This window comes from Azospirillum sp. A1-3 (assembly GCF_023806445.1).
GTDB lineage: Bacteria > Pseudomonadota > Alphaproteobacteria > Azospirillales > Azospirillaceae > Azospirillum.
Window position 1 is genome coordinate 431,067 of sequence record NZ_JAMSLU010000008.1, and the last position, 21,703, is coordinate 452,769.

Consider the following 21,703-nt stretch of genomic DNA (forward strand, 5'->3'; position numbering starts at 1 on the left):
GATGCCAGCCACCCTTTCGCCAGTTCGTCCTTTGAGGGCTCCATGACCGTTGGGACCGCCGGGCTTCCCCCTTCAGCATCCGGTGGTTCCGACGACGGGATGATCGCCGGCATCCGCTCCGTCCTCGCGGAGTGCGGCGGGCTGGCGGTCGATGCCGGCACCCTCGCCATCGACGACGACCTCTATTCCGCCGGCCTCACCTCGCACGGCTGCGTCGGCCTGATGCTGGGGCTGGAGGAGCAGTTCGACGTCGAATTTCCGGAAAAGCTGCTGAACCGCCGCACCTTCGAGAGCATCGCGGCGATCCGCGACGCGGTGCGCGGTCTGGTCGACGGGGGCGAGGCGTGAACGCCGCCCCGGCCGCCCTGGCCGAGCGGGCGACAGCCTCCGCTCCGGTCAATGTCGCGGCCCGTGCGCGTGCCGTCGGTGCCGAGATCGCCGCGCGCCATGCCGATGCCGTCGACCGCGACGGCCGCTTCCCCACCGAGGCCTTCGACGCCCTGCGCGAGCAAGGGCTGCTGGGCGTCATGGTTCCGGCGGACCTCGGCGGTGCCGGCGCCTCGCTGTTCGACGTGGCGGCGGCCTGCCATGCGCTGGCCCGCGGCTGCGCCGCCACCGGCATGATCTATGCCATGCACCAGATCCAGGTCGCCTGTCTGGTCAATCACGGCACCAACGATTGGCACCGCGACCTGATGGCGCGCATCGCCGCCGAACAGCTCCTGCTCGGCTCCGCCACGACGGAGAAGGAGACCGGCGGCGACATCCGCAACAGCGTCTGCGCCGTTCAGGCTGAACCGGGGGCCGAAGGCGGGCGCTTCACCCTGGCGAAGAACGCGTCGGTCATCTCCTACGGCGACCAGTCCGATGTGATCCTGGTCACCGCGCGGCGCAACCCCGACGCGCCGTCGTCGGATCAGGTGCTGGTGGTGGTGACCAAGGACGATTACCGGCTGGAGAAGACCTCGCTCTGGGACGCGATGGGCATGCGCGGCACCTGCTCCGACGGCTACCGGCTGGAGGCGGTGGGCGTCATCGACCAGATCCTGCCCTTGCCCTATGCCGACCTGTCGGCCCAGACCATGCTGCCGGTCACCCACATCCTGTGGAGCAGCACCTGGCTCGGCATCGCCGCCGACGCGGTCAGCCGCGCCCGTGCCTTCGTCCGGTCGGAGGCCAAGCGCAAGCCCGGCACCACCCCGGCGTCGGCCGTGCGGCTGGCCGAGGCGACGGCCAAGCTCCAGCAGATGAAGGCCGTCATCCTCGCCGCCATCCGCCAGTACGAGATGGCCTGCGGCTCGCCGGAGCAGCTGACCAGCCTGTCCTTCGCCACGGCGATGAGCACGCTGAAGGTCACCACCTCCGAACTGGTGCGCGAGGTGGTGGAGGCGGCGATCCGCACCTGCGGGTTGGCCGGCTACCGCAACGACACCCCCTACAGCCTGGGTCGCCACCTGCGCGACGCCCATTCCGCCGCGCTCATGATCGGCAACGACCGCATCATGTCGCATGTCGCCACTCAGCTTCTCGTCCAGCGGGACGGGTTGGGGCCCTTCGAATGAACATGGTCGACATCACCGCGGCCCAGGCCGCCTATCGCGACGATCTGGTGGAAGCCGGGCTGCTGATCCCCACGGGCGTGGACGGCCTCTATGGCCGCAGCGGCGTCTTCGAGGATGTGGTGGAGCGTTTCGACGCCCTGGTCACCCGCTGGGGCGGCCAGGACGGGGCGGAGGTCATGCGCTTCCCGCCGGCCCTGAACCGCCAGTATTTCGAGGAAAGCGAGTATCTGAAGAGCTTTCCCCATCTGGCCGGCACCATCCACAGCTTCGGCGGCGACGAGAAAGCGCACCGCACCCTGCTGCGCCGGCTGGAGGAGGGGCAGGACTGGACCGAGGATCAGGTCGCGACCGACGTGGTGATGACCCCGGCTGCCTGCTACCCGGTCTATCCGACCATCGCCCAACGCGGCGCGCTGCCCGGTGACGGCAAGCTGATCGACGTCTTCTCCTACTGCTTCCGGCGCGAGCCGTCGATCGACCCCGCCCGCATGCAGCTGTTCCGCATGCGCGAATACATCCGCATCGGCACCCCCGATCAGGTCGTGGAATTCCGCGAACTGTGGCTGGAGCGCGGGCGCGAGATGATGGGGGCGCTGGAGGTGCCGCTGGACGTCGACGTCGCCAACGATCCCTTCTTCGGCCGGGCCGGCGCCATGCTGTCGAGCAGCCAGCGCGAGCAGAAGCTGAAGTTCGAGCTGCTGATCCCGATCACCAGCAATGAGAAGCCGACCGCCTGCCTCAGCTTCAACTATCACCAGGACCATTTCGGCCATCTGTGGGACATCCACACCGCCGACGGCGGCGTCGCCCACACCGCCTGCGTCGGCTTCGGCATGGAGCGCGTGGCGCTGGCGCTGTTCCGCCACCACGGCTTCGACACCGCGCAGTGGCCGGCCTCGGTCCGCAAGGTCCTGTGGGGGTGACCGCCAGCATGTGGACTCCGCATCGGCCCGACGGCTACGACCGCCATCCCCTGCACCAGGGTGAGCGGATTTGGCCGGAGACCAACTGCTACGTCGATCTGTGGATCGAGGCGCTGCATGCCCGCGGCTTGGAACCGCGGGCGATGCTGGGCTTCACCGTCGCCCAGGATTTCGAAGGCGACCAGTTCACCTTCTTCAAGGTGCCGCTGGAGGATCTGGAGACGCTGTACGGCCTGCGCGTGCAGGAGCTGGCGATCTACGACAGCGTCGAAGCCCATGTGGCGGAGCAGTTGAAGCGCAGCCGGGATGGTGGGCTGGTTCTGGTGGAGGTCGACGGCTTCCACCTGCCGGACACCCGCGGCACGTCGTACGGCACCACCCATGTGAAGACGACGGTCGGCATCGTCCGCATCGACCCGGCGGCGCGGACGATGGATTACTTCCACAATGCCGGCTTCTATCGGCTGGAGGGCGCCGATTATGAGGGCGTCGCCGCCGCGGCGGCCGGTCCGCTCTTCCCCTATGTCGAGTTCGTGAAGCCCGGCGCCCCGCCGCTGGAAGGGAGCGCGCTGGTCACAGCGTCACTCGACCTGCTGCGCCGCCATCTCGCCCGCCGGCCGGCCGGCAATCCGGTGACGGCCTACCGCGCCGCCTTCCCGGAGCATCTCGACCGGCTGCTGAGCCGGCCGATGGAGTATTTCCACCTCTACGCCTTCAACCTGCTGCGCCAGCTCGGCGCCAATTTCGAGTTGCTGGGCGCCCATGTCCGCTGGCTCGACGGCCCGGCCGACGCGGCGGAGGCCTGCCAGTCCATCGCAGAGGGCGCCAAGGCCATGCAGTTCCAGCTGGCCCGCACCGTGGCCCGGCGCAAGGCGCCCGACCTAACCGACAGCTTCGACCGGCTGGAACGGGGCTACGACACCGTCCTGGGCAGTCTGGCCCGGCGATACGGGTGAGTGGCGATGGCCCGTATCCGATCCGTCACCGGACGCCGGCAGACCCTTCTGGACCAGGGATGGACTCTGACCGCATCGGCACCGGGCGGATCTGATAACGGGGCGGAGGGTATCCCGGCCCCGGTTCCCGGCACCGCCGCGCAGGCGCTCCAGGCCGCCGGCCTGTGGTCGGCGGAGGATCCCGCTCCGCTCCATGACAAGGATGTCGTCTACCGCACCCGCCTGACCGGACATGGCCCGCGCATCCTGCGCTTCCACGGCCTCGCCACGATCGCCGAGGTCCGGCTGGACGGCGAGCGCATCCTGACCTCCGACAGCATGTATCTGGCCCATGAGGTGCCGGTGACGCTGAATGGCGAGGCGGAGCTGTCCATCCGCTTCCACGCCCTGCACCCGGCGCTGGCGGCGAAGAAGGGCCGTGCCCGCTGGCGGCCCAAGCTGGCCGAGCCGGCGGGGCTGCGCTTCGTCCGCACCACCCTGCTGGGCCATATGCCGGGCTGGTGCCCGCCCATCCATGCCGTCGGCCCCTTCCGCCCGGTGGAGCTGGTGGAGGAGACCGGTCCTTGCCGTGTGCTCGGCGCCGATCTACGCAGCGGCTATGACGGGCGGGACGGCCATCTGTCGCTGCGCCTGACGGTGGAGGGGGCGGCGGCCGGTGCCACCGGATCGGTGGAGGTCGCCGGCCGGACGGCGCCGCTCGTCTTCGACGGCGTCGATGGGTTCAGCGCCGACCTGACCCTGCCGGGGGTCGAACCCTGGTGGCCGCACACCCATGGCGAGCCGGTCCTGCACGGCGTGACCGCCCGCATCGGATCGGCCGAGGTCGATCTCGGCCGCGTCGGCTTCCGCTCGCTGGATGTCGACCGTGGCCCGGACGGCAACGGCTTCGCCCTGCTGGTGAACGGCGTCCGCGTGTTCTGTCGCGGCGGCTGCTGGGTGCCGGTCGATCTGGTCGGGCTGTCGTCCGACCGTGCGGCCTACGAATCCGAACTGCGCCGGATGCGCGACGCCGGCGCCAACATGGTCCGCGTGGGCGGCACCATGCTGTACGAAGGCGACGCCTTCTTCGAACTGTGCGACGAGCTGGGCATCCTGGTCTGGCAGGACGCTATGTTCGCCAATTTCGACTATCCCACCGATCCGGCCTTCCTCGACAGCGTGCGGGCGGAGATCGCGCAACTGCTCGACCGCACCCAGGCCTCGCCCTCGCTGGCGGTGCTGTGCGGCGGCAGCGAGATGGAGCAGCAGGCGGCCATGCTCGGCCTGCCCCGCGCTTCCTGGAGCCAGCCGGCGCTGACCGCGGTGATCGCGGAGGAAGCGGCGGCCCGGCGGCCCGACCTGATCCGCGTCGCCAACTCCCCCAGTGGCGGGGCCTTGCCCTTCATCGCCAATGCCGGGGTGACCCACTATTACGGCGTCGGCGCCTATATGAAGCCGCTGGAGGATGCCCGGTGCGCCGGCGTGCGCTTCGCCAGCGAATGCCTCGCCTTCGCCAATCTGTGCGAGGACGATCCGCTGGGCGTCCCGGCGCTCCACCATCCCCGCTGGAAGGAACGGGTGCCGCGCGACCCCGGCGCCTCCTGGGACTTCGAGGATGTGCGGGAGCATTATCTGGAAGCGCTCTATGACGTCGATCCGCGCCGCCTGCGCTACGAGGATCCCGACCGCTACCGCCGCCTGTCGCGCGCCGTGACCGGGGAGGTGATGCAGGCGGTGGTCGACGAATGGCGGCGCGCCGGATCGACCTGCGCCGGCGGGCTGGTCTGGCAGTGGCGCGATCCCTGGCCGGGCGCCGGCTGGGGGGTGGTCACCGCCGACGGCACGCCGAAGCCGGCCTGGCACGCGCTGAAGCGCGCTTTCCGGCCGCTGCGGGTGATCCTGACCGACGAGGGCGTCAACGGGCTGGCGGTGCATCTGGTCAACGACACCGCCCAACCGGTGGAGGCGCTGCTGCGGCTCACCGCATGGCGCAATGGGGCGCGGGACGGGGCGGTTCCGGTGCTGAAGGCGGAGCGTCCGGTGACGCTGCCGGCGAGAGGTGCGATCTCACTGGCCGCCGCCGAATTGTCCGACCGCTTTTTTGACACGACCTACAGCTACAGGTTTGGGCCTATCCCACACGATGTGGTGACGGCGCAATTGCTGTCGGCCGAAAGGGAAGCGGAACCAATTGACGAGTCTCATTATTTCCCCAAGGGACGCTCGCTGCCACGGTCCGATCTCGGTTTGACCGCAGTGGTGGAGGGCCAGGAGGGGAACTGGGCGTTGCGGCTTGCCACGGCGCGGTTCGCCTGTTCGGTGCATGTGGAGGACGAGCGGTTCCAGGCGGAAGACGCCTGGTTCCATCTTCCGCCCGGCGTCGAGCGGGTCATCCGCCTGCGGCCGCGGGCAGGTTCGGGGGTTACGGACGGGACGGCATCGGCCGGACGATTGGTGCCGGACGGCGAGGTCCATGCGCTGAATGCGCTGGCGCCCGTCCGCTACAGGGGGAACGCATGAAGCCGACACCGGTGGTGTTCGATGGTTGTTTCGGATGGCTGCATCCGGCGCAGGGCCTGCGCGGGGTGGTCCTGTGCGGTGCCTACGGCTACGAGGAGCTGTGCGCGCACCGCGCCTGGAGAAGCTTCGCCGAAGGGCTGGCCGCGGCCGGGTTGCCGACATTGCGTTTCGATTATCCCGGATCCGGCGATTCGGCCGGGGAGGACAGCGACCCCGACCGGGTGCGCGCCTGGGTGGACGGCGTCAAGGCGGCGGTCCGCCGCCTGCGCGAGGACACCGGCGTCACCGAACTGACCCTGGTCGGCTACCGCATGGGCTCGCTGCTCGCCACGGCGGCGGCGCAGGAGCTGGCCGACGAGGGGCAGGGCGTCGACACGCTGGCTCTGGTGTCGCCGATCACCTCGGGCCGCAAGGCGCTGCGTGAACTGCAGACCCTGGCGGCCATCGTGCTGCGTCCGGTCTGCAATCCGGAGCCGCCGGAACGCGCCTCCTGGCTGAACGTGATCGGCATGCCGGTGACGCCCGAAACGGCGCTGGCGCTGGGCGCCCTCAACCCGTTCGACCGGCCGGCGCTGCCCGCCCCGCGCATCCTGATCGCCGACCGTCCGGAAGGCAAGACGCCGGTGAAGCTCGCCACCCGCTGGCGCGCCATGGGTGCGGTGGCGGAGCCGATGGCCGTCAGCGGCGTGATGGAACTGGTCCAGCAGCCCCAGGGCGCCCAGGCCGCCGCGGTGCTGGACCCGGTCCTGCGCTGGATCGCCGCCGGCCCGATCGCCAGCGGCGCCACCCCGCCGCCGGACCGCCCGGCCGGCCTGATGATGCCGACGGCGGTCGAACGTCCGGTCTTCTTCGGGTCGGCGCCGGAGCTGTTCGGCATCTATTGCACCCCGGTCCTGGCCGATCCCGCCGGCAACCGGCCCGCCATCCTGTTCCTGAACAGCGGCGCCACCCACCATGTCGGCTCCGGCCGCGCCACCGTGGTCCAGGCGCGGCGGCTGGCGGCGCGCGGCTATGCCTCGCTCAGGATCGACGCGGCCGGCATCGGCGACAGCCCCGACCGGCCCGGCTTCCCGGACAATCTGCTCTACAACAAGGAGGTGATCGCCGACGTCCGCGCCGCGCTGAACTGGTTGGAGCAGCAGGGGCACGAGCGCGTCGTCGTCATCGGCCTGTGCGCCGGCGGCACGCCGGCCCTGCATGCCGGCCTGGGCGACGACCGCGTGGTCGGGCAAATCGTGCTGAATCCCGGCCGGTTCGAGCTGGGCGGCGGCATCGCCGTGCTCGATCTGATGCGGTCTGTCCCCTTCCGCTCCACCAAGGAATATCTGCTGGAGGCGCTGAAGCCGGCCCGCCTGCGTGCCAGCATCCGCAAGCCCGCCCGCACCGTCGGGCTGGCCAAGCGTCTGACCGGCCGCTTCGTCCGCAAGCTGCTTCTCCGCACCGGCCTGACCCGCCATGCCCTGCGCATGTTCCGCCGCCTGTCGGCGGAAGGCCGGCGGGTGCTGGTGGTCTACAGCAGCGACGACATGACGCTGGCCGAATTCTACCTGCATCTGGGCGAGGGCGGCCGCGCCCTGGACGGCCTGCCCGGCATTGAGGTGGTCTATCTCGACCGCTCCGACCACAGCCTGACGGTGTGGGAGGCGCGCGACCGTCTGGACCGTCTGATCGACCGCCATCTGACCTGCCTGGAAACCGCCGCCCACTCAGATCCCGCCGCCTGCGGCCTCACCGGCTGGAGCCTCGGCCTGCCATCGGGGGGCCTGCCGTCCGGCGAGCGGGTGGGGTAGGGCGGGGGAAATGCCGCTACTCCGTCCGGCGCACGGCCCCAGCACGGCGCGCCTTGACGAGTGCGATGAATTTTTAGCGCAGATCGTTGAAGAAGCGGGCGGGCAGCAAGCCATAGGTGACGCTGCCTGCATCGTCCGGCCGCGCCGGCCGCAAGTCCGGACCGGGCCAGACAAACCGGTTCGCTTCCGTCAGAACCACCCAGGATCGTTCGGTGTCGAGGCCGAGCCGGACTTTCGTCGCAGCAGGAATTTCAACAGCTGAAGCCAAGTCCGCCGGCGGGGAATGCGTGATCGGCAGGACCGTCACGCAAAGGTCGCCCTCTTCCGTCATGGTCGTCAGGACGACGGCGCAGGGGCGATCCTTGACCCCTTCCTCCTGTCCGCGCAGATGCTCCGCCCGCCAGAGATAGCTATAGCGGATGACGAGACCGGGGACAGGGGTTGGGAACGGCACGGTTTTTTACGATGTCGGGGGAAGCTCGTCGTCGAAGGCGCCTGCATCGGCCGGAGGGTGGGCAGATTCAAGCGCAGCAATGTCGGCTTCGGTGAAGTCCTCCGGCCCCATGACACGTCGTTCCCGCCGCTTCAAGCGACGGTACTCTTCGGTCGAGATCAGCACGGTGCTTTGCCGCCCATCACGTGTGACGGTGACAGGCTGGCTCAAAGCAATATCCTGGTATCGGCTGATGTCACGTTGGAACTCGGCGTCCGACACCCTGATGACGGCCATGGCACTTACCCTCTGCAGATCTCAAAAAGTTAGAGGTGCTGCGTGAGTTTGTCCAGTTCCCCTCCGCCTACCCCAGCAGCTCCGCCAGCGACCGCGCCACCACCTGGGTCGCCCGGCGCAGGTCTTCCAGCACCAGCTTCTCGTCGGCGCGGTGGCCGTTGGCCTCCAGCAGGTCGCGCGGGCCGGCGCCGTAGAGGATGGTGGGGATGCCGGCCTCCGAGTAATGACGGGCGTCGGTGTAGAGCGGAATGCCGTTCTGGCCGACCGGCACGCCCAGCACCTCCTGCGCGTGGGCTGCGAACAGCGCCGCCAGCCGCGGCGCGTCGCCGACCGAGCGGAAGGGGCGGGCCAGCAGGATGCGGCGGATGGTGACGCGGATGCCCTCGCGGCCCGTCGCGGCGCGCTCGATCAGGCCGCGCAGTTCGGCCTCCACCTCCGCCGGGTTTTCCTCCGGGATCATGCGGCGGTCGAGGCGGAAGGTGACGCGGTCGGGCACCACGTTGGTGTTGATGCCGCCCTGGATCAGCCCGACCGTCAGCGACGGGCAGGTGATGCCGACGACGTTCGAGCGGCGCGTCGCCAACTCCGGACGGTGGGCATAGAGGGCGGCCAGGATACCGGTCGCCGCCTCCAGCGCGTCATGGCCGGTGTCGGGGCGGGCGGCATGGGCGGACTTGCCGTCGACCTGCACCTCCAGATGCAGGCAGCCATTGTGCCCGGTCACCACCGAATAGGCGAAGCTGGCCGACACCGCATAGTCCGGTTTGGAAATCCCCTGGTCGAGCAGCCATTTCGGCCCGATCTCGCCGCCGGCCTCCTCGTCATAGGTCAAATGCAGCTCAACCGTGCCCTTCAGCGGCGCCTCTGAGGCCATCAGCGCCCGCAGCGCAAAGGCGTAGGTGGCGAAGTCCGACTTCGACACCGCCACGCCGCGGCCATACATCACCCCGTCGCGGATTTCCGCGCCATAGGGATCGCTCGACCAGCCCTCACCGGGCGGCACCACGTCGCCATGGGCGTTCAGCGCCACGGTCGGTCCATCGCCGAAGCGGTGGCGGATCACCAGATTGGTGGCGCTGATCATGCCGTTGGCCCGCACCAGTTCGGCCGGCACCGGGTGGCGTTCCACCGTGAAGCCCATCGCCTCCAGCAGTTCGGCGGCGCGGACGGCATGGGGGGCGCAGTCGCCCGGCGGGTTGTCGGACGGCACCTTCACCAGCTCCGCCAGGAAACGGACCTCGTCGTCGAAGCGGGCATTCACCGCCTCATCCAGTGTGGCGGCGAGGGAGGGGGACAGGTCGGTCATGGCAGGCGGTCCGTCACGGGATGGAGGGGGAGGTTGCGGGCTGGAAATGGTCGACGAAGCGGGCGAGCACGCGGACGCCGGCCTCGGCATCGGCGGCGGTGATGCGTTCGGCCGGGTTGTGCGAGATGCCGCGTTCGCAGCGCACGAACAGCATGGCGATGTCGGTCAGCGCCTCCATCGCCATGGCGTCGTGGCCGGCGCCGCTCGGCAACTCCGGCGCGTCCAGTCCTTCGGCCGCCGCGGCATCGGTGAACTGTGCCATCAGCGCCGGGTGGCAGGCCACCGCCGGGCTTTCATGCAGCGTCTCGAAGCCGATGGCGACGCCGCGGGCGTCGGCGATGGCCTCCAGCCGGGCGCGGACGGCGCCGACCCGCTCCAGCCGCAATCCATCGCGGTCGGCGCGCAGGTCGACGGTGAAGCGAACCTTGCCGGGAATGACGTTGGTGGCGCCGGGCGACGCCTCGATCCGGCCGACGGTGCCGACCAGCCGCTCCTGCCCGGAACAGAGCTGCTCCACCGCCAGGATCATCTCGGCGGAGGCGGCCAGCGCATCGCGGCGCAGGGTCATCGGCACGGTGCCGGCATGGCCGGCCATCCCCTCCACCGTCACCGCCAGCCGGGTGGCACCGGCGATGGCGGTGACAACGCCGACCGGCCGGCCCAGCGCCTCCAGCACCGGCCCCTGTTCGATGTGAAGTTCCACATAGGCCAGGACGGCATGCGGCTCGTAGGCCGCGCTTGCCCAGGCGGCGGGTTCAAGCCCGAAGGCGGTCATCGCGTCGGCCAGCCGCGTGCCGGCGGCGTCGCGCGTCTCCAGCACCGCCGGGTCGAAGGTGCCGGCGATGGCGCGGCTGCCGATCAGGGTCGATTGGAAGCGCGTGCCCTCCTCGTCGCCGAAGCCGATCACCTCGATGGCGAAGGGCAGGCGCCGGCGGCGGGCGTTCAGGTCGGCGACCACGGCGATGCCGCTCAGCACCCCCAGCATGCCGTCATAGCGCCCGGCATCGCGCACGGTGTCGAGGTGGGAGCCGATCAGCAGGGCCGGCAGTCCCGGCTGATCGCCCTCGTAGCGGCCGATGACGTTGCCGACCGCATCCTCGCGCACGCTCATCCCCGCCTCGCGCATCCAGCCGGCGACGAGGTCGTTGGCGCGGCGGTGTTCCGGCGTCAGGTAGAGGCGCGACAGCCGGTCATCCTCGGCGCTGATCGCCGCCAGCGCGTCGATGCGGTCGAGAAGGGCCGGTCCAGAGAGCGGGGATTCGGGCATCGGCGGGTCCGGACTGCGCTGGGGAAACAGGACGATGCCCCCGGTTATACGCCGAAGCCACCGCTCCGCCCTAGCCCCCGGCCGGTGAAGACAGTTTCAAAGAATCCCGGAAAGGGGGACGTTCAGCGCCTTCCGATCATGCCGCAGCGCAAAAAGGCAGGAGAAAGATCGTTGGGGGTGCCGAATATTGCCTACCACCCTCTGGAAGGCCGGTGGCAGACTTCATAAATGAAGCCGAACAAAATCTGCCGATGAGCCTGTGTTTTTGCTGCGAGTGCGAAAGAAACTGCTGAGGGGAGGTGCGTCCATGACGTCGTTCGATCCCGACATGCCTTTCGAAAACGCAACGCCGATTGGCCGCCCGCTAGGTGGGCAGGGTGGCGGCCTTTGGTTCAACGACCGCACCGAACTGGCCCAGGCCCGCACGCTGGCGGGATGGATCATGATTCTGGCGGAAGACCGCGGGCTGGACGACCGCCAGCTGGCCGTCGCGACCGGGCTCGACCTTGAGGATGTGCGGGCGGTGCGGGAGGGGGCGGTGGCGATGCTGCCGCCCCGGCTGCTGAACGGCGCGCTGGCAAGGCTGGAGGGCCGGAACGACGAAGGGCGGCTGCAATAGCTGCAAGCCGCCCTTCCGAACGCTGAAAAACCGAGGCGTCGCGTCAGGCGACGGCCAGGACATCCACATACATGTTGGCCGGGGCCGACAGGTGGATGCGGTACAGCATGCCGGACTGGTCGACGATGATGTCGGCGACCGGATTCTTGGTCGACAGGTCGGTCACCGCGGCGCGGACGTTGCGCGGCAGTTGGTCCAGCGCGACGTCGCGATAGCCGGACTTGTCGGAAAGCTTGATGGTCTTGTTGCCCATGATGGCAGCTGCTCTGTTCCAGAAGGCTTGAGAGGGGATACTCGATTGGCCGCGGGACAATGGTCCCAGCCGGTTAACCAACGGTTAAGTATCCCCTCCGGCCTTCCGGTCCTCCGCGCAGGGCAGCAGCGCTTCCGGTGCAGGAGGGGCGGGCGCCCCTCGCAAGCCGTTGAGTCAGCGCCGGTCGCGCCTCTCGCTGCCTGCCATGGCGTCACTACGCCGCAGAGTGTCGTCCTCCGGCAGCGGCTGCTTGCCCAGCACCATGGAGCTGTTGTCGAGCGCGGCCACCATGGCGTCTCGCGCCGGGGCGCCGGGACCGGTCACGCTGCCTTCGCCCTGCGGGGCTGCCGGTTCCACCCGCTCGCCCATTCCGACGCTGGTGGTCTGGCCCGGCGCGGTGCGGCCGGCGACGCGCAGGTCGTTCTGCACATGGCCGACGCCCGACACGCTTTCGGCGATGTCCTCCGCCCGGCGGCGGGCGGCGCGGTCCTCCACGGTCCCGGACAGCGTCACCTCGCCGCCCTCCACCTTCACGCCGATGTCGGAGGCGTCGATGTGGTGGTCGTCGGTCAGGCGTTCGTTGATGTCCTCCAGGATGCGTTCGTCGGAGCGGCGGTAGTTGCGCGGACCGACGCCGCGATAGCGGGCCTGCGGGCTCATCTTGACGAACTCTTCGCTCCAGGGATGGCGGTGCATGGCGGTCTCCGTCCTGCGGTTTCCGGGATCATTGGCCGTTCAACACATGTGGCCCCACACCGTTCCAAAACCTTGCCGGAAGACGGCAGCGCGCCGCGCATGACGGCTACCGCTCAAAAAAGCCGCAACCAACTCAACGGTCGGGAGTTGGGTTCGAAAAGGGCTTTGGCTGAGGACGTGCCATGACACATTCAAAACGAAGCGTCGCCCTCTGGGCGATGGTCATCCTGTTGGCGTTGCTTGGGCTCGGCGCGCTGGGCGGCGGGCTGTGGCTGATCCTGCTGGGCGGGTCCTGGTACTACGCCATCGCAGGGCTGCTGTTCCTGGCGACCGCTGCGCTGTTGGCGAAGCGCTCCCCGACGGCGCTGTCGATCTATGCGCTGCTGGTGATCGGCACGCTGATCTGGGCACTGTGGGAGGTCGGGCTGGATTGGTGGCCGCTGTCGGCGCGCGGCGACGTGGTCGCGGTGATCGGCTTCCTGCTTCTGCTGCCCTGGGTCACCCGGCGCCTGGGCGAGCGCGAACCGATGGCCGGCGAACGGGCGCCGGGCGCTTATCCCGTCGGCGCCTTCCGCGGCACCGGCATCCCGCTGACCGTCTCGCTGGTGATCGTGCTGCTGGTCGGCGTCGTCTCCTGGTTCACCGACCCGCACCGCATCGATGGAACCGTTCCGCCGCGGCAGCAGACCGCTTCAGCCTCGGCTGCAGGCACCGGCTCCGGCCCCGCGATCCCGGACGGGGAGTGGCAGGCCTATGGCCGGACCGGCTACGGCCAGCGCTATTCGCCGCTGACCGGCATCACGCCGGAGAATGCCGACAAGCTTCAGGTCGCCTGGACCTATGAGACCGGCGACCTGCGCGGCCAGCCCGGCGATCCCAAGGAAACCACCTTCGAGGTGACGCCGCTGAAGATCGGCAACCGCCTGTTCCTGTGCTCGCCGCACCAGCATGTGATCGCGCTGGACGCCACCACCGGCAAGGAGGTCTGGCGCCGCGACCTGAAGATCGACCAGAAGCAATTGGCGCTGCAGCACCTGACCTGCCGCGGCCTGTCCTATCATCCGGCTCAGCAGGCGGCCCAACAGGCGGCCCAACAGACCGCCGCCTCCGCTCCCGTTGCCGGCGGCGCCTGTGCCGCCAAACTGTTCATGCCGACCGCCGACGGCCGTCTGGTCGCGCTGAACCCGGAAGATGGGTCGATCTGCACCGGCTTCGGCCAGGATGGCCAGATCAACCTGTGGGCCAACATGCCGAACGTCCGGCCCGGCGCCTATTATTCGACCTCCCCGCCGGTGGTGACGGCCAACCTCGTCATCGTTGGCGGCACGGTGCTGGACAATGTGTCGGTTCACGAGCAGTCGGGCGTGATCCGCGCCTTCGACGTCAATGACGGCCATCTGGTGTGGAACTGGGATTCGGCCAAGCCGGACCAGACCGCGCCGATCCCCGACGGCCAGACCTACACCGTCAATTCGCCCAACAGCTGGTCGATCTCCAGCGTCGACGAGGCACTGGGCATGGTCTATGTGCCGCTCGGCAACCAGCCGCCCGACCAGTTCGGCGGCAACCGCAGCCCGGCGGTGGAGCGCTTCTCCTCCTCTGTCGTGGCGCTCGATCTGGCGACGGGGCAGGTGCGCTGGGTCTTCCAGACCGTGCATCACGATCTGTGGGATTATGACGTGCCGGCGCAGCCCAGCCTGATCGACCTGACCGTCGACGGCCAGACCGTTCCGGCCCTGGTCCAGCCGACCAAGCAGGGAGAGCTGTTCGTGCTGGACCGCCGCACCGGCAAGCCGATCCTGCCGGTGACCGAGAAGCCGGCGCCGCAGGGTGCCGCCGAAGGCGATCACAGCGCCCCGACCCAGCCGGTCTCCGCCCTGTCCTACGACCCGCCGCCGCTGACCGGGGCGGACATGTGGGGGGCGACGATGTTCGACCAGCTTGCCTGCCGCATCGCGCTGAAGCGCCTGCGCTATGACGGCCGCTTCACCCCACCGTCGCTGCAGGGCTCGCTGATCTATCCCGGCAATTTCGGCGTGTTCAACTGGGGCAGCGTCGCCGTCGATCCCAAGCGCCAGATCGCCTTCACCACGCCGGCCTATCTGGCCTTCGTTTCGCAGCTGGTGCCGCGCAAGAACGACACGGATCTGTATGTCCAGGGCGGCGAACGGCCGAAATTCAGCCTGCCGGCGCTGAACGAGAATTTCGGCGCACCCTATGCGGTGAAGCTCGCCCCCTTCGTCTCGGTCCTGGGCCTGCCCTGTCAGGCGCCGCCCTGGGGCTATGTCGCCGCGGCCGATCTGACGACCGGCAAGATCGTCTGGAAGCACAAGAACGGCACCACCCGCGACGCCGCGCCGGTGCCGCTGCCCTTCCGCATGGGCGTGCCCAACCTGGGCGGCCCGATCATGACCGCGGGCGGCGTGGCCTTCCTGTCCGGCACCATCGACTATTATGTGCGGGCCTACGACGTTTCCACCGGCAAGCAGCTGTGGGAAAGCCGCCTTCCGGCCGGCGGTCAGGCCACGCCGATGACCTACCAGGGCGAGGACGGCCGGCAATATGTGCTGGTGGTGGCCGGCGGGCACGGCTCGCTCGGAACCAAGGCGGGCGATTCGGTGATCGCCTATGCGCTGCCGAAGTGAGGGGGTGGGGGAAGTACATTGCCCCCTCCCCAACCCTCCCCCACCTTCGGTGGGAGAGGGAGTAAGTGTCGAAGCGGCGGAGTTCCCTCTCCCGCGATAGCGGGGGAGGGTTAGGGAGGGGCATTCGCCAGCCATCCCCTCCCCAAAAAAACCAACAAAAAACCCGCCCCGGTTCCCCAGGGCGGGCTTTTTCCCCACACAATCCTCAGCGCGTTGGCACCGGCGGCGTCTGCGAGTAGTCGTAGAATCCGCGGCCGTACTTCTTGCCGATCCAGCCGGCCTCGACATACTTCACCAGCAGCGGGCAGGGGCGGTACTTGCTGTCAGCCAAGCCTTCATACAGCACCTGCATCACCGCCAGACAGGTGTCCAGTCCGATGAAGTCGGCCAGCTCCAGCGGACCCATCGGGTGGTTGGCGCCCAGCTTCAACGCAGTGTCGATGGCCTCGACGCCACCGACGCCCTCATACAGGGTGTAGACCGCTTCGTTGATCATCGGCAGCAGGATGCGGTTGACGATGAAGGCCGGGAAATCCTCGGCCACCGCGGCGGTCTTGCCGATGGCGAGGGTCAGTTCCTTGATGGCGTTGAAGGTCGGCTCGTCGGTCGCGATGCCGCGGATCAGCTCGACCAGCTGCATCACCGGCACCGGGTTCATGAAGTGCATGCCCATGAACTTGGCCGGACGGTCGGTCGCCGCCGCCAGACGGGTGATCGAGATCGACGAGGTGTTCGTCGCGATCAGCGCCTCCGGCTTCAGGTGCGGGACCAGCTTCTTCAGCAGGTCGCGCTTCAGCGCCTCGTTCTCGGTCGCGGCTTCGATCACCAGATCGGATTCGCCGAACACAGACAGGTCGGTGCCGGTCACGATCCGGCCGAGGGCGGCGGTCTTCGCCTGCTCCTCCATCTTGCCCTTCTGGATCTGCCGGTCGTAATTCCGGCCGATGGAGGCGAGCGCCTTTTCCAGGACCGCGTCGCTGATGTCGGACAGGACGACATCATAGCCGGCCTGGGCGCAGACCTGGGCAATACCGCTGCCCATCTGGCCGGCGCCGATGATGCCAATCTTCTTGATCGTGGTCATGGAGGCTGTCCCGCGAAGGATGTGGGTAAAATGGTCCATCGCGGCGGGCACCGGGTCATGCCGGTGACCGCCGCGGCGGTCCGGATCAGCGCGCCTTATCCAAGCTTTTCCGTCAGCTCCGGCACGGCCTTGAACAGGTCCGCGACGAGGCCGTAATCGGCGACCTGGAAGATGGGCGCTTCCTCATCCTTGTTGATCGCGACGATGACCTTGCTGTCCTTCATGCCGGCGAGGTGCTGGATCGCACCCGAAATGCCGACGGCGATGTACAGCTCCGGCGCCACGATCTTGCCGGTTTGCCCGACTTGGTAGTCATTCGGCACGAAACCCGCGTCCACGGCGGCGCGCGAGGCACCCACCGCGGCACCCAGCTTGTCGGCCAGGGCCTCCAGCATCGGGAAATTGTCGCCCGACTGCATGCCGCGGCCACCCGACACCACCACGCGGGCGGCGGTCAGCTCCGGACGCTCCGACTTGGTCAGTTCGGCCGAGACGAAGCTCGACAGGCCGGCCGCACCGGCGCCCGCGACCTGCTCGATCGAGGCCGAACCGCCTTCGGCGGCGGCGGTCTCGAAGGCGGTGGTGCGGACGGTGACGACCTTCACCGGGTCGGCCGACTGCACCGTGGCAATCGCGTTGCCGGCGTAGATCGGCCGCTCGAAGGTGTCGGCCGACACCACGGCGGTGATGTCGGAGATGGCGGCGACGTCCAGCAATGCTGCGACGCGCGGCAGAAGGTTCTTGCCGACCGAGGTGGCGCCGGCCAGGACATGGCCGTAACCGCCTTTGGCGATGGAAACCACCAGCGGGGCGACGTCTTCCGGCAGCTGGTGCTCGTAAGCGGCATCGTCGGCCAGCAGCACCTTGGCGACGCCAGCGACCTTGGCGGCCGCATCGGCGGCGGCCTGCGCACCCTTGCCGGCGACCAGGATGTGGATGTCGCCACCGATCTTGGAAGCGGCGGTAACGGCGTTCAGCGTGGCGGGCTTCAGCGAGGCGCCGTCGTGTTCCGCGATGACGAGAATGTTGGCCATGGTCAGTTCATCCCCCTCAGATCACGCGCGCATCGTTCTTGAGCTTGTCGACCAGCGTGGCGACGTCCGGCACCTTGATGCCGGCCTGGCGCTTCGCCGGCTCGGTCACCTTGAGCGTCTTCAGACGCGGGGCGACATCGACACCCAGCGCATCCGGGGCGACGGTCTCCAGCGGCTTCTTCTTCGCCTTCATGATGTTGGGCAGCGAAGCGTAGCGCGGCTCGTTGAGGCGCAGGTCGGCGGTGACCACCGCCGGCAGCTTCAGCTCCACCGTCTCCAGACCGCCGTCGATCTCGCGCGTCACCGCCACCTTGCCGTCGCCGGCAACGATCTTGGAGGCGAAGGTGCCCTGGCCCCAGCCCAGCAGCGCGGCCAGCATCTGGCCGGTCTGGTTGCAGTCGTCGTCGATCGCCTGCTTGCCGAGGATGACGAGGCCGGGAGCCTCCTTCTCGACCAGGGCCTTCAGCACCTTGGCGACGGCGAGCGGCTCGGTCGTCACGTCGGTCTGCACCAGGATGGCGCGGTCTGCCCCCATGGCGAGAGCGGTGCGCAGGGTCTCCTGGGCCTGGGTCGGGCCGACGGAGACCACGACGATCTCGGTCGCCGTACCGGCTTCCTTCAGGCGCACGGCTTCCTCGACGGCGATCTCGTCGAAGGGGTTCATGCTCATCTTCACGTTGGCGGTCTCGACGCCGCTGCCATCCGCCTTGACGCGGATCTTCACGTTGTAGTCGACCACTCGCTTAACGGGGACGAGGACTTTCATAACTCACCCTGGCTGCTGAGCGCGCGCCTGTTACGGCGAACACCGCGAAAATTGCTGTGGTTGCGAACGGACCATAGGATCTGGCATTACCACTGTCAATGACGCGCCGGATGCGCGGGCGGGCTCATGTGCCTGCCTGATTGTCGCGGCCCCCGTTCTGCCACCTGGGCGTGAATGGGGCGTGAAGGGGGCGTGAATGCCGGAACGGCTCAGCGGTTGGCGCCGGGCACCCACAGCACGTCGTCCGCCCCGTTGCGGTTCACCACCCGGCTCAGCACGAACAGATGGTCCGACAGCCGGTTGACGTATTTCAGCGCCGCCGGCGTCACCAGTTCGTGCCGCGCCAGATCGGTCATCAGCCGTTCCGCCCGGCGCACGACGGTGCGCGCCAGATGCAGATGCGCCGCCGCCGGAGAGCCGCCGGGCAGGATGAAGGAGGTCAGCGGCGCCAGATCGGCGTTCATCGCGTCGATCTCCGCCTCCAGCCGGTCGACCTGCGCCTGGATGATGCGCAGCGGCGGGTATTTCGGCTCCTCCTCCTCCGGCGTGCAGAGGTCGGCGCCCAGGTCGAACAGGTCGTTCTGGATGCGGCCCAGCATGGCGTCGGCTTCCGTCAGGCCGGCGGTGTGCAGGCGCGCCATGCCGATGACGGCGTTCGCCTCGTCCACCGTGCCATAGGCGGCGACGCGGCGGTCATGCTTCGGCACCCGGCTGCCATCGCCGAGCGAGGTTTCGCCGGCGTCGCCGCCGCGCGTGTAGATCTTGGTCAGCTTCACCATGGGGAACCGTCAGCCTTTGGTCAGGATGGCGAGAACGAACAGCAGCAGCGCCGCACCCTGCAGCATCACGCGCAGCCGCATCGCCTTGTTGGAGCGGCGGGGATCGCCCCGGCCGCCGCGGGCCATGAAGAAGAGGCCGACGAACAGCGAGCCGACCACCGCCAGCATCGCCATGACCATCAGGATGGGGAAAAGATTTTGCATGGCCCCACTATATCCCAGCATCCGGCCCGCGCCTATGGCGACGCGGGCCCTTGAAATCGGTGTTCCGGGTAATCCCCCGGTTGCCAACGCCGCCGGACCGCATAGAGTGCGCGGCGTCGGGATCGGCGGATAGAGTGGAGATGCAGGCGATGCGGCGGCGGACTTTCCTGAAGACGGCCCTGAAGGCGACCGCGGTCGCCGCGGTCGGCACCGGTGCCTTCACGACGCTGAGCCGCAAGCCCGTCCAGGCGGCTCCCGGAACCGCGGCGCCGTCGATGTCCTTCCCCGACGACTTCCTGTGGGGTGTCTCCACCTCCAGCTACCAGATCGAGGGCGCGGTCGCCGAGGATGGGCGCGGTCCCAGCGTCTGGGATACCTACAGCCATTCCTATGGGCGAATCGCCAACGGCGACACCGGCGACGTGGCCTGCGACCATTACCACCGCTATGCCGAGGATGTGGACCTGATGGCGCGGGCCGGGATGAAGGCCTACCGCTTCTCCATCGCCTGGCCGCGGGTGATGCCACAGGGCACCGGTGCGGTGAACGCCAAGGGTCTGGACTTCTACGACCGGCTGACCGACACGCTGCTGGCGAAAGGCATCCAGCCCTGGCCCTGCCTCTTCCATTGGGACCTGCCGCAGGCCCTGCAGGATCGCGGCGGCTGGACCAACCGCGACATCGCCGGCTGGTTCACCGATTACGCGCTGGCGGTGACCGCCCGGCTGGGCGACCGCGCCAAGCACTGGGTGATGCTGAACGAGCCGTCGGTGGTCGCCATCTTCGGCCACGGCACCGGCGGCCATGCGCCCGGTCTGACCGGCCGCGAGACTTGCCTGAAGGCGATCCATCACCAGAATCTCGCCCAGGGCACCGCGCTGGCGGCGCTCCGCAAGGCGGGCGGCAAGAACTGGCAGCTCGGCACCGTGCTGTCGCTGCAGCCGTCCTGGCCGGTTGGCGGACTCGACTCGAACTATCCGGCATCGCTGATGTGGGATGCGGTGTGGAACCGCTCCTGCCTGGACCCGCTGTTCAAGGGCCGCTTCCCCGACCTGCTGGAGGCCGATTTCGCCCGCATCGCCAAGCCCGACGATCTGGCGCGCATCAAGCAGCCGGTCGACTTCCTCGGCGTCAATTACTACAGCCGCATGCACCAGCAGCCCGATCCGCAAGGGCTGTTCGGCACCGGCTACGGCTCGGCGCCGGAGGGCACGCGCAAGACCGGCATGGACTGGCCGGTGGAGCCGGACGGGCTGAGCGAGATCCTGGCCGAACTGCAGGAAAACTACGGCAATCCGCCGGTCTACGTGACGGAGAACGGCGCCGACTATCCCGACAGCATCGGCCCGAGCGGCCGTGTCGAGGACCGCGACCGCATCGCCTATCTGCGCGACCATCTGCTGGCCGCCGCCAAGTCGATCGACGAGGGCTGCAACCTCAAGGGCTATATGGCCTGGACGCTGCTGGACAATTTCGAATGGTCGGAGGGCTACCGCCGCCATTTCGGTCTGGTCCAGGTCGACCGCAAGACGCTGGCCCGCACCCCCAAGGCCAGCTACGACTGGTATGCGTCGGTCATCCGCAACAACGCCGTTCCACTGGCCTGAGGGCGCTGCGGTCATGCCGTCCCCCCGTCCGCCCCAGCCGACCCGATTCGCCATCCAGAAGGCGCGTGGCAAGGGGTGGAAGACGCTGGAGGTCGGGGAGGAGCTGGCCCATGCCAAGGCGCGCTTCGACCAAATGGTCGGCATCAACCCGCGGGCCTATTTCCGGCTGATCCAGCTCGATTACAACGCCGACTCCGCCTATGAGGGGATGGAGTTCAACTGGACGCTGATCGAGCTGTACGACCCGACCAAGGGCCCCACCAAGGGCGGGACCGTCCGTCCGGCGCCGAAGCCCGTCCCTGCAAGCCCTCACAAACTGAAGGGCAAGCACAAGGCCGCCGAACCCGTTGCCCTGCCGCTGCGCATCTATCTGACGGTGATCCTGATCGGCACGCTGGCGGGCGCCCTGGCCTACCTGCATTTCGCCGGCGGCCGGTAAATCGTCATCAGCCGTGAGTCTTTAGAGACTATTATCGGCCGTCATCCCCGCGAAGGCGGGGACCCAGAGTTTCCAATGCAAAAGCTTGCCAGGTCTGGAGTCCCGCCTTCGCGGGAATGACGACCGAGAGAAGCTTATTCTCACTCCGCCGTATAGCCCTTGCGGCGCATGCACAGCGCGAACATCTCCTTGCGATAGCCGAACTGCGGCGTTTCCGGCAACGGGCGCAGGGGATAGCCGCGCAGGCGCATGGTGGTGTCCACCTGCTCGGTGCATTCGTCGTAGGCGACGGTCGGCACATCCGGGCTGGCGGTCCACTCGCGGTAGGCGGGCGGGCTGCTGCAGCCGGACAGCAGGGCCATGGCGGACAGGGCCGCAAACAGGCAGGCCAGCCCCGGCAAGGCCGGCAGGAGTCGCGGGCGTGCGGTGTCGATCCCGGTCATGTCTTGCGTCTCGCTCCTTTTTCGCCCCCGATTTGACGCTACCACGGCCGGGGCGTTCCGATCCATTTTCGCGCACCATTTCCGGGAACGCGCCTTTTCGG

At 68.6% G+C, this 21,703-nt stretch carries 22 protein-coding genes; 10 read left to right on the forward strand and 12 right to left on the reverse strand.

Annotated features, from left to right (window positions below; translation table 11 throughout):
• Positions 1-42 precede the first annotated feature (42 nt).
• Genes M5E06_RS34965 through M5E06_RS34990 form a run of 6 tightly spaced genes read left to right on the forward strand, consistent with a single transcriptional unit; the run spans position 43 to position 7,730 of the window.
• Positions 43-348 (forward strand): acyl carrier protein, encoded by a 306-nt coding sequence (locus M5E06_RS34965; RefSeq protein ID WP_252142181.1) that lies wholly within the window; start codon positions 43-45, stop codon positions 346-348.
• The gene (locus M5E06_RS34970; RefSeq protein WP_252142182.1) at positions 345-1,562 is read left to right on the forward strand and encodes an acyl-CoA dehydrogenase family protein; all 1,218 of its coding nucleotides are present in this window, start codon (positions 345-347) and stop codon (positions 1,560-1,562) included. Before M5E06_RS34965 ends, M5E06_RS34970 begins: the two co-directional genes overlap by 4 nt.
• Complete coding sequence (locus M5E06_RS34975) at positions 1,559-2,485, forward strand: amino acid--[acyl-carrier-protein] ligase (RefSeq protein WP_252142183.1); 927 nt, start codon at positions 1,559-1,561, stop codon at positions 2,483-2,485. The genes M5E06_RS34970 and M5E06_RS34975 overlap by 4 nt, the downstream gene beginning before the upstream one ends.
• An 8-nt stretch (positions 2,486-2,493) precedes the next feature.
• A complete protein-coding gene (locus M5E06_RS34980) occupies positions 2,494-3,441 on the forward strand; it encodes a DUF1839 family protein (RefSeq protein ID WP_252142184.1) in 948 nt (315 codons plus the stop codon).
• Between the two features lie 6 nt (positions 3,442-3,447).
• Positions 3,448-5,940 (forward strand): glycoside hydrolase family 2 protein, encoded by a 2,493-nt coding sequence (locus M5E06_RS34985; RefSeq protein ID WP_252142185.1) that lies wholly within the window; start codon positions 3,448-3,450, stop codon positions 5,938-5,940.
• A complete protein-coding gene (locus M5E06_RS34990) occupies positions 5,937-7,730 on the forward strand; it encodes an alpha/beta hydrolase (protein ID WP_252142186.1) in 1,794 nt (597 codons plus the stop codon). The genes M5E06_RS34985 and M5E06_RS34990 overlap by 4 nt, the downstream gene beginning before the upstream one ends.
• A 73-nt stretch (positions 7,731-7,803) precedes the next feature.
• Here the strand turns inward: M5E06_RS34990 and M5E06_RS34995 are convergent, their stop codons facing one another.
• The 4 genes from M5E06_RS34995 to M5E06_RS35010 all read right to left on the reverse strand — a co-directional run bounded on the left by M5E06_RS34995 (position 7,804) and on the right by M5E06_RS35010 (position 11,033).
• The gene (locus tag M5E06_RS34995) at positions 7,804-8,184 is read right to left on the reverse strand and encodes a hypothetical protein (protein ID WP_252142187.1); all 381 of its coding nucleotides are present in this window, start codon (positions 8,182-8,184) and stop codon (positions 7,804-7,806) included.
• Positions 8,185-8,190: 6 nt separating this feature from the next.
• The gene (locus tag M5E06_RS35000) at positions 8,191-8,460 is read right to left on the reverse strand and encodes a type II toxin-antitoxin system Phd/YefM family antitoxin (RefSeq protein ID WP_252142188.1); all 270 of its coding nucleotides are present in this window, start codon (positions 8,458-8,460) and stop codon (positions 8,191-8,193) included.
• Between the two features lie 67 nt (positions 8,461-8,527).
• Positions 8,528-9,766 carry a M20/M25/M40 family metallo-hydrolase gene (locus M5E06_RS35005; protein ID WP_252142189.1) on the reverse strand — a complete coding sequence of 413 codons (1,239 nt, stop codon included), beginning with the start codon at positions 9,764-9,766 and terminating at the stop codon, positions 8,528-8,530.
• Positions 9,767-9,779: 13 nt separating this feature from the next.
• Positions 9,780-11,033 (reverse strand): allantoate amidohydrolase, encoded by a 1,254-nt coding sequence (locus M5E06_RS35010; RefSeq protein WP_252142190.1) that lies wholly within the window; start codon positions 11,031-11,033, stop codon positions 9,780-9,782.
• Between the two features lie 307 nt (positions 11,034-11,340).
• Between M5E06_RS35010 and M5E06_RS35015 the strand changes: the two genes are divergently transcribed.
• Positions 11,341-11,652 (forward strand): hypothetical protein, encoded by a 312-nt coding sequence (locus tag M5E06_RS35015; protein WP_252142191.1) that lies wholly within the window; start codon positions 11,341-11,343, stop codon positions 11,650-11,652.
• Positions 11,653-11,695: 43 nt separating this feature from the next.
• Here M5E06_RS35015 and M5E06_RS35020 read toward each other — a convergent pair whose 3' ends face one another.
• On the reverse strand, positions 11,696-11,905 hold the full coding sequence (locus M5E06_RS35020; RefSeq protein ID WP_109073591.1) for a hypothetical protein: 210 nt from the start codon (positions 11,903-11,905) through the stop codon (positions 11,696-11,698).
• A gap of 174 nt (positions 11,906-12,079) precedes the next feature.
• Positions 12,080-12,601 (reverse strand): BON domain-containing protein, encoded by a 522-nt coding sequence (locus M5E06_RS35025; protein WP_252142192.1) that lies wholly within the window; start codon positions 12,599-12,601, stop codon positions 12,080-12,082.
• Positions 12,602-12,783: 182 nt separating this feature from the next.
• On the opposite strand from M5E06_RS35025, the gene M5E06_RS35030 reads away from it, so the two are divergent.
• The gene (locus M5E06_RS35030; protein ID WP_252142193.1) at positions 12,784-15,246 is read left to right on the forward strand and encodes a glucose/quinate/shikimate family membrane-bound PQQ-dependent dehydrogenase; all 2,463 of its coding nucleotides are present in this window, start codon (positions 12,784-12,786) and stop codon (positions 15,244-15,246) included.
• A 205-nt stretch (positions 15,247-15,451) separates the two neighbouring features.
• Here M5E06_RS35030 and M5E06_RS35035 read toward each other — a convergent pair whose 3' ends face one another.
• From M5E06_RS35035 to M5E06_RS35055, 5 genes are all read right to left on the reverse strand, one after another.
• On the reverse strand, positions 15,452-16,330 hold the full coding sequence (locus M5E06_RS35035; protein ID WP_109073588.1) for a 3-hydroxybutyryl-CoA dehydrogenase: 879 nt from the start codon (positions 16,328-16,330) through the stop codon (positions 15,452-15,454).
• Positions 16,331-16,425: 95 nt separating this feature from the next.
• Positions 16,426-17,364, reverse strand: a complete 939-nt coding sequence (locus M5E06_RS35040; RefSeq protein WP_252142194.1) for an FAD-binding protein — start codon at positions 17,362-17,364, stop codon at positions 16,426-16,428.
• Positions 17,365-17,380: 16 nt separating this feature from the next.
• A complete protein-coding gene (locus M5E06_RS35045; RefSeq protein WP_252142195.1) occupies positions 17,381-18,130 on the reverse strand; it encodes an electron transfer flavoprotein subunit beta/FixA family protein in 750 nt (249 codons plus the stop codon).
• Positions 18,131-18,339: 209 nt separating this feature from the next.
• The gene (locus tag M5E06_RS35050) at positions 18,340-18,909 is read right to left on the reverse strand and encodes a cob(I)yrinic acid a,c-diamide adenosyltransferase (protein WP_252142196.1); all 570 of its coding nucleotides are present in this window, start codon (positions 18,907-18,909) and stop codon (positions 18,340-18,342) included.
• Between the two features lie 9 nt (positions 18,910-18,918).
• Positions 18,919-19,113: a twin transmembrane helix small protein gene (locus tag M5E06_RS35055; RefSeq protein WP_109073584.1), complete on the reverse strand. Its 195-nt coding sequence runs from the start codon at positions 19,111-19,113 to the stop codon at positions 18,919-18,921.
• Positions 19,114-19,262: 149 nt separating this feature from the next.
• Here M5E06_RS35055 and M5E06_RS35060 point away from each other — a divergent pair, with 149 nt between their 5' ends.
• Both M5E06_RS35060 and M5E06_RS35065 read left to right on the forward strand, forming a co-directional pair.
• Positions 19,263-20,720 (forward strand): GH1 family beta-glucosidase, encoded by a 1,458-nt coding sequence (locus M5E06_RS35060; RefSeq protein ID WP_252142197.1) that lies wholly within the window; start codon positions 19,263-19,265, stop codon positions 20,718-20,720.
• 13 nt (positions 20,721-20,733) lie between these two features.
• Positions 20,734-21,159, forward strand: a complete 426-nt coding sequence (locus tag M5E06_RS35065; RefSeq protein ID WP_252142198.1) for a hypothetical protein — start codon at positions 20,734-20,736, stop codon at positions 21,157-21,159.
• 140 nt (positions 21,160-21,299) lie between these two features.
• Here M5E06_RS35065 and M5E06_RS35070 read toward each other — a convergent pair whose 3' ends face one another.
• Complete coding sequence (locus tag M5E06_RS35070) at positions 21,300-21,602, reverse strand: hypothetical protein (RefSeq protein WP_252142199.1); 303 nt, start codon at positions 21,600-21,602, stop codon at positions 21,300-21,302.
• Between the last annotated feature and the right edge of the window lie 101 nt (positions 21,603-21,703).